Origin of the sequence: Oryzobacter terrae (genome assembly GCF_042756445.1) — a bacterium.
GTDB classification, from domain to species: Bacteria; Actinomycetota; Actinomycetes; order Actinomycetales; family Dermatophilaceae; genus Oryzobacter; species Oryzobacter terrae.
Genome location: NZ_CP170578.1, coordinates 922,944 through 936,870 on the forward strand (window position 1 = coordinate 922,944; position 13,927 = coordinate 936,870).

12 protein-coding genes are annotated in these 13,927 nt (G+C 72.5%); 4 read left to right on the plus strand and 8 right to left on the minus strand.

Going from position 1 to position 13,927, the window contains the following annotated elements; translation table 11 throughout:
* Positions 1–82: 82 nt before the first annotated feature.
* The 5 genes from ftsX to prfB form a co-directional block, all read right to left on the minus strand.
* Complete coding sequence (gene ftsX, locus ACFWN3_RS04365) at positions 83–988, minus strand: permease-like cell division protein FtsX (protein WP_377643789.1); 906 nt, start codon at positions 986–988, stop codon at positions 83–85.
* 3 nt (positions 989–991) lie between these two features.
* Complete coding sequence (gene ftsE / locus ACFWN3_RS04370) at positions 992–1,684, minus strand: cell division ATP-binding protein FtsE (protein WP_377643791.1); 693 nt, start codon at positions 1,682–1,684, stop codon at positions 992–994.
* Positions 1,685–1,881: 197 nt separating this feature from the next.
* On the minus strand, positions 1,882–3,282 hold the full coding sequence (locus ACFWN3_RS04375) for a 3-hydroxybutyrate oligomer hydrolase family protein (RefSeq protein WP_377643793.1): 1,401 nt from the start codon (positions 3,280–3,282) through the stop codon (positions 1,882–1,884).
* 283 nt (positions 3,283–3,565) lie between these two features.
* Complete coding sequence (locus ACFWN3_RS04380) at positions 3,566–4,054, minus strand: hypothetical protein (protein WP_377643795.1); 489 nt, start codon at positions 4,052–4,054, stop codon at positions 3,566–3,568.
* A gap of 3 nt (positions 4,055–4,057) precedes the next feature.
* Complete coding sequence (gene prfB / locus ACFWN3_RS04385; protein WP_377643797.1) at positions 4,058–5,176, minus strand: peptide chain release factor 2; 1,119 nt, start codon at positions 5,174–5,176, stop codon at positions 4,058–4,060.
* A 139-nt stretch (positions 5,177–5,315) separates the two neighbouring features.
* Between prfB and ACFWN3_RS04390 the strand changes: the two genes are divergently transcribed.
* Complete coding sequence (locus ACFWN3_RS04390) at positions 5,316–5,744, plus strand: hypothetical protein (protein ID WP_377643799.1); 429 nt, start codon at positions 5,316–5,318, stop codon at positions 5,742–5,744.
* A gap of 130 nt (positions 5,745–5,874) precedes the next feature.
* Positions 5,875–6,642, plus strand: a complete 768-nt coding sequence (locus tag ACFWN3_RS04395; RefSeq protein WP_377643801.1) for a response regulator transcription factor — start codon at positions 5,875–5,877, stop codon at positions 6,640–6,642.
* A gap of 96 nt (positions 6,643–6,738) precedes the next feature.
* Here ACFWN3_RS04395 and ACFWN3_RS04400 read toward each other — a convergent pair whose 3' ends face one another.
* Together ACFWN3_RS04400 and ACFWN3_RS04405 are read right to left on the minus strand one after the other, a co-directional pair.
* Entirely contained in the window at positions 6,739–8,145 is a 1,407-nt protein-coding gene (locus ACFWN3_RS04400; protein WP_377643803.1) for a GntP family permease, read from the minus strand.
* Entirely contained in the window at positions 8,142–8,669 is a 528-nt protein-coding gene (locus ACFWN3_RS04405; protein WP_377643805.1) for a gluconokinase, read from the minus strand. Before ACFWN3_RS04405 ends, ACFWN3_RS04400 begins: the two co-directional genes overlap by 4 nt.
* Positions 8,670–8,823: 154 nt before the next feature.
* On the opposite strand from ACFWN3_RS04405, the gene ACFWN3_RS04410 reads away from it, so the two are divergent.
* Positions 8,824–9,564: a FadR/GntR family transcriptional regulator gene (locus ACFWN3_RS04410; protein ID WP_377643806.1), complete on the plus strand. Its 741-nt coding sequence runs from the start codon at positions 8,824–8,826 to the stop codon at positions 9,562–9,564.
* Positions 9,565–9,597: 33 nt separating this feature from the next.
* On the opposite strand, the gene ACFWN3_RS04415 is transcribed toward ACFWN3_RS04410, so the two are convergent.
* Complete coding sequence (locus ACFWN3_RS04415) at positions 9,598–9,894, minus strand: DUF2510 domain-containing protein (RefSeq protein WP_377643808.1); 297 nt, start codon at positions 9,892–9,894, stop codon at positions 9,598–9,600.
* 305 nt (positions 9,895–10,199) lie between these two features.
* On the opposite strand from ACFWN3_RS04415, the gene ACFWN3_RS04420 reads away from it, so the two are divergent.
* Positions 10,200–13,922 carry a hypothetical protein gene (locus ACFWN3_RS04420; protein WP_377643810.1) on the plus strand — a complete coding sequence of 1,241 codons (3,723 nt, stop codon included), beginning with the start codon at positions 10,200–10,202 and terminating at the stop codon, positions 13,920–13,922.
* The last annotated feature ends 5 nt before the right edge of the window (positions 13,923–13,927 follow it).

Genomic DNA, 13,927 nt, shown 5'->3' on the forward strand with positions numbered 1-13,927 from the left:
TTGGGGTACTCGACGGGCCAAAACGGTGCGATCGGTCGACCTCGGGAGCGCCCCCGCCGCGGGGTGACCACGGCGGGGCCGCTCAGACGCGCAGGTAGCGCCGCAGGGTGACCAGGCTGGTGCCGATGGCGATCGAGATGACGCCGAGGAACATCCACGGGGCGATGACCCAGACGTCGGAGGTCCCGATGAAGGCCTGGCTGAGCGCGAGCTGGATGAACCCCTCGTTGAAGACGTACTGCGTCAGGGCGATGAGCAGCCCCACCGCGAGCCCGACGCCGGCCGCCGAGACGATGACCATCTCGGCGATGAAGGGCATCCGGATGGTCCAGTTCGAGGCCCCGACCAGGCGCATGATGCCGATCTCGCGGCGTCTGATGAAGGCCGCCTGCCGGATCGTCGTCGCCATGAGGAGCGCCGCGCAGGCCGCCATGAGGCCGGCGAGGATCACCGCGAAGATCGTGATGTACCGGATGATCGCGAAGAACTTGGACAGGACCTTCTCCTGGTCCTGGACCGTCGCCACCCCCGGTGCGCCGTCGAACTGGTCGGTGACCACCTGGAACTTCGTGGGGTCGTCGAGCTGGACGCGCAGGCTCTGCGGGATGTCGCCGACCTGGACGTTGCCGCTGATCGGGCTGTTGCGGAACTGCTCCTTGAACCGCGTGAACGCGTCCTCCTCGGACTCGTAGAAGACCTGCTTGACCTCGGGCAGGGCCTCGAGCTGGCGCTCGATCGACTCCTTCTCGCCGTCGGTGACCGCGCGGTTCTCGCAGTTGGGCTGCAGCGAGTTCGCCGTGCACAGGTAGATGGAGACCTGGATCCGGTCGTACCAGTAGCCCTTCATCGTGTCGGCCTGGCGCTGGGCGAGCAGCCCGAGGCCGAGGAGGAACATCGAGACCATCGTCACGAGGACGACGGAGACGGCCATCGAGACGTTGCGGCGCAGGCCGGAGCCGACCTCGGTGAGCAGGAAGCGGGGCTGCACGGCTCAGGCCTCCGTGGCGTGGTAGTTGGCGTCGTCCTGGTCGCGGACGACGATGCCGTCGGACAGCTGGAGGACGCGGCGGCGCATGTCGTTGACGATGTCGTGGTCGTGCGTGGCCATGACGATCGTGGTCCCGGTGCGGTTGATCCGGTCGAGCAGGCGCACGATGTCGAGGCTGATCGCGCGGTCGAGGTTCCCGGTGGGCTCGTCGCACAGGAGGATCTGGGGGCGGTTGACGACGGCGCGGGCGATGGCCACGCGCTGCTGCTCACCGCCGGACAGCTGGTGGGGGAAGCGCTTCTCCTTGCCCTCGAGGCCGACCATCTCGAGGGTCTCGGGGACGAGCTGGCGGATGACGTGGCCCGGCTTGCCGATGACCTGCAGGGCGTAGGCGACGTTCTCGTGCACCGTCTTGTTCGGCAGCAGGCGGAAGTCCTGGAAGACGGCACCCATCTCGCGACGCAGCCGCGGCACCTGCCGCATCGGCATCTTGCCGAGGTCGTGGCCGGCGACGAGCACGGTGCCCGAGGTGGGGGCCTCCTCGCGCAGCGCCAGGCGCAGGATCGTCGACTTTCCCGAGCCCGAGGGCCCGACGACGAAGACGAACTCCCCCCGCTCGATCGACACGGTGACGTCGTCGACGGCGGGACGGGTCGACCGGGGGTAGACCTTGGTGACGTTCTCGAAGCGGATCATGCGCGGGAGTGGCCCTCGGGGTAGGCGGCGTCGTGCTCCGCGCCCCGTCGGGCACGGCCTTTCGAGGATAGGTCGCCGACCTGTCGGGCGCGGTCAGGTCCCGCCCCTTCGGCGGGTCACCGGCAGGGTCCACCCGGTCGGCCGACCCCGGGGGGCCGTTCGGTCCCCGAGGTCCTCCGGCTCGCCTCCGTGCCCCCTCAGAGGGCGCAGGTGTCGAGGACGTCGCCCGCGGGACGCGGGACGGTCCGGTCGGCGGGGGGCGGCGTGCCGTCCTCGACCCACGCGGTGAGCAGGTCGAACCCGGTCCGGGCGCAGGGCAGCAGCGGGCGGAGCCGGTCCGGGAACGCGGCGTACAGGCCGTCGGTGTGGGTGCCGTCCTCGACCCGGTAGTACCGGTGGCGGTCGCCGGAGCCCGCGTCGTCGACGAGCCGGTCGTAGACGTCGGAGTCGGTGGCGATCGGCAGCAGGGTGTCGAGGTCGCCGTGGATCGTCACGAGCGGCTTGCCGATGGCCCCGGTCAGCTCGATGGAGCGGACGGCGTCCTTGACCGCCTGTGGCCGCGCGGCGTAGTCGTAGTCGGCGTCACAGGCCGGGGTCCCGCTGGCGCAGAACGGGACTCCCGCCTTCAGGTCACCGTCGTACGTGGGGTCGAGCTCCTCGCGGTACCAGCGCTGCGTGGCATCCCAGTACACCTGGTGGTGGAACGGCCAGAGGAACTCCGTGCCGGGCTGGAAGCCGGCGTCGAGCATCGCCGCGTGGGCCGCCTCGTCGCCGGTCGCGGCATACGCGGGGTAGTGCTCGAGGGCGGTGGGCAGGTAGGTCAGGAGATTGGGCCCGTCGGCCCGGAACAACGTGCCCTCCCAGTCGAGGCCGCCGTCGTAGAGGTCGGGCCGGTTCTCGAGCTGCCACCGGGTCAGGTAGCCGCCGTTCGAGATCCCCGCCATGTACGTGCGGCTCGGCCGCTGAGCGCGCACGTGCCCGACGGTGTCCCTGGCCGCCACGGCCAGCTCGGTGACGCGCCGGTGCCACTCGCGGATCGAGCCCCCGGGCGTGGAGCCGTCGTCCCAGAAGCCCGCACCCATGTTGCCCTTGTCGGTGCTGGCGAACGCGTAGCCCTTCGCAAGCACCCAGTCACCGATGACGAGGTCGTTCGCGTACTGCCCGCGCACCCCGGGCGCCCCGCTGACGACGAGCCCGCCGTTCCAGTCGTCCGGGATCCGGATGACGAACTGGCTGTCGTGGTTCCACCCGTGGTTGGTGTTCGACGTCGAGGTGTCGGGGAAGTACCCGTCGACCTGGATGCCGGGCACCCCGCTCGGCGTCCTCGTCCCGGGGGCGTGCAGGCCGCTCCAGTCGGCGGGGTTCGTGTGCCCGCTCCTCGTCGTCCCCGTGGTCGTGAGGTCGTCGAGGCAGGCGACCTCGACGCGCTCGGCCCCCTTGACCCTCACCTTGTCGACACGGGCGCAGTGACCCGCGCCGGGCTTCCCGGCGACCGCGGGCGCGGCGCTCGCGAGGGCGCCGCCGACGACGACGGCCCCGGCGAGGGTGGAGGACAGGACGGTGCGGCGGGCGCGGCGCTGCGCGGTCGTCATCGACATGCCGGCCAGCCTCATCGGGCCCCCGACCTGCGACAACGTGGCGTCGCCACACCGTCGACCGCCCGCCCGTGGGCCGCCCCCACGCCCCCACTCCCCCGCGCCGCCCGACCGCCCGACCGGTCGCGTGTGCTCAGGTGGTCGCCGGAGCAGCCACCTCAGCACACGCGACGAGATCTCTCCGCGGCGTGTGCTCAGGTGGTCGCCGGAGCAGCCACCTCAGCACACGCGACGAGATCTCCCCGCGGGCGCCGGCGACCGGAGCGGCGGGGCGGAGGACGCGGGGTCAGTCGGTCGTGATGGTGGGCAGCGCCGGAGCGGGGTCGTCCGCGGTGGGCGGGGACAGCACGGTGCGGAACGTCTCGGCCACCATCTGCGCGGCCCGGCGTGCGTCGTCCTCGGGGAGGAAGGGCCCCGACGGGACGTCGTCGGGCCACCAGTGGGTGTAGTCCTCGCCCTCGAGGGGCGGCGGCTCGTGCCAGCCGAGGTCGGCGAGCGCCGACCGCTCCGCGGGCGAGAACGGGAACCGGCCGCCCGCGGCCTCGGAGCCGACGCACGAGCCCCTCAGGTGCTCGTCCGAGCGGACGAGCCGCACCCACGGGGCCACGACCTGGTGCCGAGCCGGGACGAACCCGCCGAGGCGCGCCTTGCGCAGCAGCGTGGGCCGGGCGGCCGAGCCGGTTGCGGTGACGAGGAGCGACGCGCCGTCGTCGAGCTTGCGCACGGCCTCGGCGAGGGCGCGCGTCCAGGACGGCCAGTCGAGGTCGGTCGGCACCGGTCAGCCCTCGGCGGCGGCCTTGTCCTGGGCGATCCGCCAGCGGATCCCGGACTCGATGAAGCCGTCGATGTCGCCGTCGAACACCCCTGAGGTGTTGCCGACCTCGTGCTCGGTGCGCAGGTCCTTGACCATCTGGTAGGGGTGCAGGACGTAGGAGCGCATCTGCTCACCCCAGCTGGCCTTGACGTCACCGGCGAGCTCCTTGCGCTCGGCGGCCTCCTCGGCCTTCTTCAGCAGGAGCAGGCGCGACTGCATGACGCGCAGGGCCGCGGCGCGGTTCTGGATCTGGCTCTTCTCGTTCTGCATCGACACGACGGTGCCGGTGGGCAGGTGCGTCATGCGCACGGCGGAGTCGGTGGTGTTGACCGACTGGCCGCCCGGGCCGCTGGAGCGGAAGACGTCGATCTTCAGGTCGTTCTCGGGGATCTCGATGGTGTCGGTCTGCTCGATGAGCGGCACGACCTCGACGGCGGCGAAGCTCGTCTGGCGGCGGCCCTGGTTGTCGAAGGGGCTGATCCGCACGAGGCGGTGGGTGCCGCCCTCGACCGAGAGGTTGCCGTAGGCGTAGGGGACGTCGACCTCGAAGGTGGCCGACTTCAGGCCCGCCTCCTCGGCGTAGGAGGTGTCGAGCACCTTGACGGGGTAGCCGTGGCGCTCGGCCCAGCGCAGGTACATCCGCATGAGCATCTCGGCGAAGTCGGCGGCGTCGACGCCACCGGCGCCGGCGCGGATCGTCACGACCGCGGCCCGCTCGTCCCACTCGCCGGCGAGCAGGGTGCGCACCTCGAGCTCGCCGACGGCCTTGCGCACGGCGACGAGCTCCTTCTCGGCCTCGGCGAGGGTCTCGGCGTCGTTCTCCTCCTGGCCCATCTCGACGAGGGCCTCGAGGTCGTCGATCTTCGCGTCCATCCCGGTGACCCGGTCGTGCTCGGCCTTGGCGCGCGAGAGCCCGGACGTCACGACCTGCGCCTTCTCCTGGTCGTCCCAGAGGTGGGGGTCGGACGCCTGCTTCTCGAAGTCGGCGATGGCCGCCTCGAGCCTGGTCAGGTCGGTCACCTCCCGCACGGACGCCATGGTCGAGCGAAGGTCCTTGATCTCCTGCGAAAAGTCGGTGGCCACGAGGGTCAAGCCTACGGGAGGTCGCGGGGCCGCCCTCGCCCCCGGGCGGGCGTACGGGGATCTCCTGACTCCACGCCCGACTCCCCGGCCGGTTCCATGGGGGTGGCTCACCGCCACCCCCGTCCGTGAAGGAGGAACCATGTCCATCAGATCGAGAGTCCGCAGGGGGCTCTTCGTCGGCGTCGCAGCGACCGGTGCCGTCGCCCTGGGTGCCGCCCCCGCGATGGCCCACCACTGCTACGTCCCGATGTACTCCCTCAACGCCCCGGCCTCGCCGAACTGGCTGGTCTTCAGCGCGCAGGCCGGTGCCTCGGAGATCGCCGGCTACGAGGCGCAGTGCGCCGGTGCGGTCGACGCGGGCTACGCGGCGCTGCGCTCGGCCGGGCTTCCCGTCGGCATCAAGATCTTCGAGAAGATGACGATCGGCGACCCCAAGGGCACCGGCGGCAGCTCGAACCCGAACGGCGCGAACGGCAAGGGACTCGAGTACTTCGGCCACGGGTCGACCCTCGCGGACGAGATGGTCATGACGTGGATCGCGGCGGCGGAGGGCCACAACTGCGGGTGACCGTGCCCGGTGGCGGCCGCGACGGCAGGGGCCGCGGCCGCCACCCCTTCCTGTGAGCGCGCTGAGCAGCAGCGCGGGCCTGGCTCCAAAAGTGCTGGTCAGGCGCCTGCGGACTCCCTACCGTTCCGTCATGGGGCAGGGGGATCCGACACTCGAGCTCGTCACCGACATCCTCGGCCGGGCGGCGCGCAGCGACGGGGAGGTCGCGCGGGTCGGCTCCGTGCTCGACCTGCTCTGCGACCTCGTCGAGGCCGAGGTCGGCCTCCTCGTGCAGTCCGAGGCGACGCGCACCACGGTGCGGGTCATCGGCCGGCGGATGCCCGAGGGCAGCGAGGTCGAGGTCTCGCGCGAGCTCGAGCTGCTCGGCCCGGGCGACCCCCTCCTCGACCCCGTCGCCGCCGGCGACCTCACGCCGCGCACCGCGGAGCGGACGTTCGGCGCCGCCCGGTGGAGGACCTCGACCCAGCGGGCCGGCTGCGTGCGCCTGTGCGGCGTCGACCAGGTGTGCACGCTCCCGCTGGTCGGCGGGCCGGAGCTCGCCGTCGCGATGTTCGCCCGCAGCGGTGCGGACTTCGGGGCCGCGTCGCTCGAGCGGCTGGCCGCGCTGCGCCCCGTCGTCGCCGACGTCCTCGCCCTCGTCGGCCTGTCCGCCGTGCGGGCCCGGACGGCCGTCCCCCACCTCACCGCGCGCGAGCGCGAGGTCCTCGTGCTGCTGGCCCGGGGGCACACCTGCACGCACATCGGCCGGGCGCTGGGGGCCTCGCCACGAACCATCGAGGTGCACCTCGGCCGGATCTACACCAAGCTCGGCGTCCGCGACCGGCTCTCGGCCGTCCTCGCCGGGTACGACCTCGCCCTGATCCCGCCGCGGGCACCCGTGCCGGCACGCACCCCCTGACGGCCCACGACCGCGCCCCCGGCGCACGTGGCGCCGAGGGCGTGGTCGGGCGGCCGCGGACCCCGCCGCAGCGGGCCGCGGTCAGCGGGTCGCGGGCTAGACGAAGATCCCGAGGATGAGGACGAAGACGAGCCCGGAGACCGACAGCAGCGTCTCCATGATCGACCAGCTCTTGATCGTCTGGCCGACGCTGAGGTTGAAGTACTCCTTGACGAGCCAGAACCCGGCGTCGTTGACGTGGCTGAAGAACACCGAGCCGGCACCGATCGCGAGCACGAGGAGCGAGACCTCGGCGACGGGCATGCCGGCGGCGAGCGGGGCGAGGATGCCCGAGGCCGTGACGGTGGCGACGGTGGCCGAGCCGGTGGCCAGGCGGATGAGGACCGCGACGATCCACGCGAGGAGGAGCACCGAGATGCCGCTGCTCTGCACCCAGTCGGCGACGAGCTTGCCGATGCCGGTGTCGACGAGGGTCTGCTTGAAGCCACCGCCCGCGGCGACGATGAGCAGGATGCCCGCGATGGGCGGCAGCGAGGCCTCGAGCGACGTGGCGAGGTCCTTCATCCCCATGCCGGCGCCGCGGCCGAGGGTGGCCATGCCGACGAAGACGGCGATGAGCAGCGCGATGATCGGCGTCCCGAGGAAGTCGAGGACGGTGCGCACGGCGTTGCCCTCGGCGAGGAAGATGTCGGCGAACGCCTTGGCCATCATCAGCACGACCGGGGTGAGGACGGCGAAGAGCGTGGCGCCGAACGAGGGGCGCTGGCGGCCGGCGCGGTCCTCCTCGCGGTCGGTGTTGAACAGCTCGGGGGCCGGGACGTCGACCCACCTGCCGGCGTAGCGGGCGAACCAGGGGCCGGCGATGGCGATGGTCGGCAGCGCGACGAGGACGCCGAGGCCGAGCGTGATGCCGAGGTTGGCCTTGAGGGCGTCGATGGCGACGAGCGGGCCGGGGTGCGGCGGGACGAGGCCGTGCATCGCCGACAGACCGGCCAGGGCCGGGATGCCGACCTTGATGAGCGAGAGCCCGGAGCGCCGCGCGACGAGGAAGATGACGGGCATCAGCAGGACGAGGCCGATCTCGAAGAACATCGGCAGGCCGATGAGCGCGCCGACGCCGGCCATCGCCCACGGCAGCGTGCGGTCGGACGAGCGGCCGACGATCGTGTCGACGATCTCGTCGGCGCCACCGGAGTCGGCGAGGAGCTTGCCGAACATCGCGCCGAGGGCGATCAGGGTGCCGACGCCCGCGGCGGTGGAGCCGAAGCCCTTGGTGAAGGAGTCGACCGTGTCGCTCATCGCGACCCCGGCGACGGCCCCCACGGTGAGCGACCCGAGCGTCAGGCCGAGGAAGGGGTGGATCTTGAACTTCGTGATGAGCACGACGATGACGGCGATGCCGAGCAGGGCCGCGGGGATCAGGCGCGCGGCGGGGATGTCGGGGATCGCGGCGTCGGCGGCCGAGAGGGCGGGGAACAACAGGCCCTGGATGTCGGTGGTCATGCGGGGGAACCGCCCTTCGCGGAGAGGATGGAGGAGGACTGCTCGACGAGGTCGTCGACGGAGTGGGTGACGTCGAGGGTGGCGCCGTTCTCGTCGGCCTCCAGCGGCTCGAGCGTGGCGAACTGGCTGTCGATGAGGGCAGCGGGCATGAAGTGCCCGGGGCGGCCGGCGACCCGGGCGGCGAGGACGTCGCGGTCGCCGTGCAGGTGGAGGAAGGCGGTGTGCGTGGCGTGCTCGCGCAGCAGCTCGCGGTACGAGCGCTTGAGGGCCGAGCAGGCGACCACTCCCCCGGCGTCCGCGTGCTCGTGGAGCCAGGTGGCGATGGTCCGCAGCCAGGGCTCCCGGTCGTCGTCCGTGAGCGGGACGCCCGCCGACATCTTCGCGATGTTCTGCGCCGGGTGGAAGTCGTCGGCGTCGGCGAAGGGGACCCGCAGCCGCTGCGCGAGGGCGGCGCCCACGACGGTCTTCCCGGAGCCGGACACCCCCATCATCACGACGAGGGGTGGGTGGTCAGCGGTGGTCATGCGCGACTCCTTTGTCGGCTGCGGCTCTCGGCATCGAGGACGGTCGTGGACCAGCGTGGAGCAATAAGTCAGATTTATCAAGAGATAACACAAAACAAGTCCCATGACATGAAGGTGCTGCCCCGATACGTCGGAGTCTGGCACCCTGTCCTCCATGGCGCGCGCGGAGCGGACCGACGAACCGGCGACCGGGACCCCCGGTCCCGCCGACCTGCACGCCGACGTCCTCGACGCCCTCGGCGCCGAGATCGTCTCGGGCGTCGCCCCCGTGGGGTCGGTGCTGCGGATCGACCGGCTGGACGAGCGGTTCGGGGTGTCCCGCTCGGTCGTGCGCGAGGCCGTGCGGGTCCTGTCCTCGATGGGGCTCGTCGAGACGCGCCGTCGGGTGGGCGTCCTCGTGCGTCCCCGCGTGCAGTGGAACGTCTTCGACCCCCGCATCATCCGGTGGCGCCTCGAGGGGCCCGGCCGCGAGGAGCAGCTGCTCTCCCTCGGCGAGCTGCGGCGCGGGTTCGAGCCCGTGGCAGCCGGACTCGCGGCGGAGCGGGCCAGCAGGGAGCAGTGCGCCCGGATGGCCGGCGCCGTCATGGAGATGCAGGTCCAGGCCAAGGCGCAGGACCTCGAGGCCTACCTCGCGGCCGACCAGGTCTTCCACGCGACGATGCTCGAGGCCTCGGGCAACGAGATGCTCGCCGCCCTCGCCGGCGTCGTCGGCGAGGTCCTCGCGGGACGCACCCACCACGACCTCATGCCGGCGCGCCCCAACCCGGAGGCCATCCGGCTGCACTCCGACGTCGCCCAGGCGATCGGGGCCGGCGACGCGGCCCGGGCGACCGCCGCGATGACGGCCATCATCGACGAGGCGAGCGCCGCCGTCCGCGCGGTCTCGGAGGCCTGAGCCGAGCCCTCCGGGCCGGCAGGACCACGGTGGCTACGGGCGGACGTTGTCGATGTCGCGCCGGATCTGGTCGTAGATCTGCTGCTGCTGCGACTCCAGGTGCAGGATCCGCACCACGGCGACGCCGAGGATCACGACGACGAGGATGCCGAGCGCCCAGCCGAGCAGGACGAGGTTGCGGTGCCGCTTCTCGAGCTTCTGGTGGGTCGGGGGCTGGGTCGTGAAGTTCTCGGTCCAGCGCACGCCGTCCCAGTAGCGCTGGCGACCGTCGGGCATGGGGTACCAGCCCTTGGGCACCTCGGCCGTGGCGGACTCGAACTCGTCGGACACCGTTCATCCCCTCACGTGGATCGGATGGCCCGACTGTAGGGCTCGCGGGCCGCCGGGACGCCGCGTTCCGCCGGTTTCGGGGCGGGCGTGGCGCCATCCGTACCCGAACGGTGGAGGGCGCAGCGGTCGGGCCGACAGCCCCGAGAGTGCGCACCGATGGTGGTGCCAGCCCGATGGTCGGCCCCGCGGGGCGGGTCTAGCGTGGCGAGGTCGGCCGCTCGGCGGCGGCCCCCTGCCGACGGAGGGGCACCGTGCCTCAGAAACCACGCCAGACCCTGAAGGACCTCGGACTCACCGTGCGTGACGTGAGTGAGCCCGGCGCGCTCCTCGGCCGCGTCGACCGCGGGGCCCTGGCCCGGTTCGGGCCGCAGCCCGTCGTCGTCGTCCGCCCCGCCGACCTGCTGTGCCTGCGCTTCTCCTTCGTCAACCTCACCCTGGCGACCGAGGACGGCGTCCCGGTCCTGCGGCGGTACGTCCCGAGCCGCCCGGCGCGGCTCGTCGTCGACTTCCCGCCGCAGCACCTCACCGAGGAGGCGTTCTTCCGCTCGACGACGGCGTCCGACCCCACCCACCGACCCGTCCAGGCCCGGCTCTCGGGGCACAGCCGGCTCGTGTTCTCGGTCGCGGGCGAGCAGGTGACGTACTCCCTCGACGGCCTCCTCGCCGCGATGAGCACCCTGCCCCTCGCCGTCGCGCCGCACGCCACCCGCCCGCCGTCGCGGTTCCGGACCCTGGCGACCGAGGGGCTGTCAGCGACCGCGACCTCGCTGGCCGCTCTCGCGTCCTCGGCGTCGGCCTCCACGGTCGTCGCCCACTCGCTGACCCGCCAGCGCCTCCTCGCCACGAGCGCGCGCCTGGCCCCGCGCCTGGGCGCCGACGAGACGAACGCGAGCGTCTCCGGCTGGTGGGCGACGGAGTCGCTCGGCGTCGGGGACCTCGTCACCGAGCTGCCGCCCTGGGTCGTCGAGGCCGCCACCCGCAGGGCGCCCCGCGCCCCCACGTCGTCGGAGACGGCCATCGAGCTGCCCTGGCGGCTCCTCCTCTCCCCCAGCGACCTCGCCGGGTTCACGCACGCCCGGGAACCCTCGGTCCTCGCCGACCGGACCGAGCTGTGGCACAGCCGGCTGGGCGGCAGGTCGACCACCGACGGGGTCGTCGCCATCGACGAGGACGACCGCCGCAGCTCGATGGTGCGCGCCATCTGGGCGCGCGACCTCGACGACGACCCCGAGGCCGCCACGGCGGACGGGACGGGCGCCCTCCCCACCACCGACGAGCCGGGGTGGCTCAAGCCGCTGACCGCCGTCGACCGGATCCAGATCGTCCACGAGACGTCGAACCAGCGGATGAGGACGTGGGGCGGCCGCTTCTGGGACCCGGTGCCCGTCAGCGTCGACCGGATGATGCTGACGACCCTCGGCGGTTGGCTGCGCAGCGACCTCGAGGTCACCTCGCTCCCCGAGGGGTCGATGGACCTCGTCGAGTGGAAGCACCGGTCCACCCTCGGTCGCGACCAGTACGTCAAGGTCGCCCGGACCGGGTTCCTCTTCCCCTTCGGTCACCGCGCGGTGCTCGTCGAGGTCAGTGAGCGCGACTTCGCCGAGAGCGAGCCCGGTCGGCCGGCGTACCTGTGGAAGCGCCAGTACATCGCCGTCATCGAGCGCACCCGCACCTACGGCGACTCCGGGGTCTACGACGACACCCGCACGTACGGGCCGCGCCGGCACCAGAAGCGGCTCGACCTGTCGATGCCGCTCGCGAGCGTGTCGATCCTGACCAAGATCACCCCCGACCTCGAGAAGGGCGGCGACCTCCGGCCCGACGGGAGCCTCGACTTCTCCGGCACGGCCATCGGCACCCGGGTCATGGTCCCCCACGTCGGTGACCAGCCCTTCCCGTTCGCCGTCCTCGCCACCGACCGCGAGGGGAACACCCTCGAGTACGGCGGCCCCCTGCTCTTCGTCGGGCGCGGCTACAACCGGGTCGACCCGGGCCTGCCGTGGGACCTCCCCCGCATCGTCGAGGCCTACTGGAAGGCACCCGACCACGTGCGTCGCCAGCAGACCAAGGGCGCGCGGATCGCGTTCGCCCCCAGCGTCGCACCCGACGGCACGCCCCTCGACACGACGGTCGAGACGGCCTCGCTCCTCCTCGACGCCGCCGTCGACTCCCGCCTGGCCAACCGGCCCCAGGACGAGCCGCGGTTCGCGCCCCTCCTGCGCGAGGCCAGCGTCGTCGTGCCGTCGATGAGCGTCGTGGCCAAGCAGTCCGGGCCGCTGTCGGTGGTGGTGCCGGCGCACTACGCGGCCAAGGGGCTGCAGGGCAACGCCGCCCACGTCTTCCTCGAGTCGGTCACCCCGCCTGCGCTCGACTTCACCAGCCAGGCCGACCGCTCGGGCGGGTTCGTCACGCCGAACATGTCGGTGCGCGGGCTCTCGGGGTCGACCGGTCCCATCGGGTGCGCCGTCGACAAGGCGGTCTCGGGCACCGTCATGCCGGCCGACTTCTTCGGATCGATCCCGGCCAAGCTGTTCGGCGCGCTGAGCCTCGTCGACCTCATCGAGGCGATCGGGCCGGGGACGTTCCCCCGGTTCGTCGCCGACAGCCTCGACGCCGTCTCGGCCTTCCAGCGCGACCTCGCCCGGGTCACCGAGCTGGCCTCGACCCTCGCATCGCGGGTCGACGCCGCCGACACGCAGGGCCAGGCGGTCCTGACCGCGGTCGACTCGGTCGCCACGGCCGCGGGCGGGGTCGCGACGGCCGTCGCCGGGTGGTCACCCGGCTCCGACCTCTCGGGACCAGTGGCGACCCTCGGCGGCACCCTCGGCGGGGTCGTCGACGCCGTCGCCGCCGCCACCACGCTGCCGGCGCCCCTGCGCACCGAGGTCGCCGGGGTGGTGCGCCGCCTCGAGGAGCACGTCGCCGACGCCGCGACGCTCATCGGGCTCGTCGAGCAGGTGCTCTCGGGGCTCTCGCTACCCGAGTCGGTGCGGGCGCGCCTGGCCTGGTCGGTGCCGCTCAAGGCCGCCCCTGCGGGGGCCGCGGTGTTCCAGCCGATCACCTTCGCCCCCGACGGCAAGGCCGTGGCGACGGCGCGCGCCACGCTCGACCTCGTCGTCGAGATGACGGCGCCCGTGACCTCGGGTGGCGACCCCACGGCCTCGGTCGCCTGCTCGATCAGCCCGTTCCGGCTCCAGCTCGTCGGCGACGACCCGTGGGTGGCGCTGACGGTCGAGACGATCGAGTTCGTCATGGTCGCCGGTCGCAAGGCCGACGTGAACATCGTCTTCGGCACGGAGGGCGTGACCTTCGGCGGCCCGCTGTCGTTCGTCAACACGCTGCGCAGCATCATCCCCCTCGACGGCTTCTCGGACCCGCCCTACCTCGACGCCGACTCCTCCGGCATCCGCGCCGGCTTCGACCTCGACGTCCCGCCGCTCACCGTCGGCCTGATGAGCCTGACCCGGGTCAGCCTGGGCGCCGAGGTCCGCGTCCCCTTCATCGGCGAGAGCCTGGACTTCACCTTCTCCTTCTGCACCCGCGAGCGCCCGTTCCTGCTCACCGTGTGGCTCTTCGGCGGCGGCGGCTTCTTCGCCATCACCGTCCAGCCCGACGGGTGCAGGTCCCTCGAGGCGGCCTTCGAGTTCGGCGCCGCCGTGGCCCTGGACTTCGGCGTGGCGAGCGGCTCCATCGAGGTCATGGCCGGCATCTACTTCCGGATCGAGAAGGGCAACAGCCAGCTCACCGGCTACTTCCGGCTGCGCGGCGAGGTCGACGTCCTCGGCCTCATCTCGGCCTCGATCGAGCTCTACCTCGAGCTGACCTACGAGATCGACACGAACACCGCCATCGGGCGGGCCGTGCTCACCATCGAGGTCGAGGTCCTCTTCTTCTCGGCCTCGGTCGAGATCGAGTGCGAGAAGAAGTTCAAGGGCTCCGAGCAGGACCCGACGTTCGCCCAGGTCATGGGGCCCGTCGGCGGCGGCGACCGCCCGTGGGACGACTACTGCACCGCGTTCGCGGCCTGAGGAGG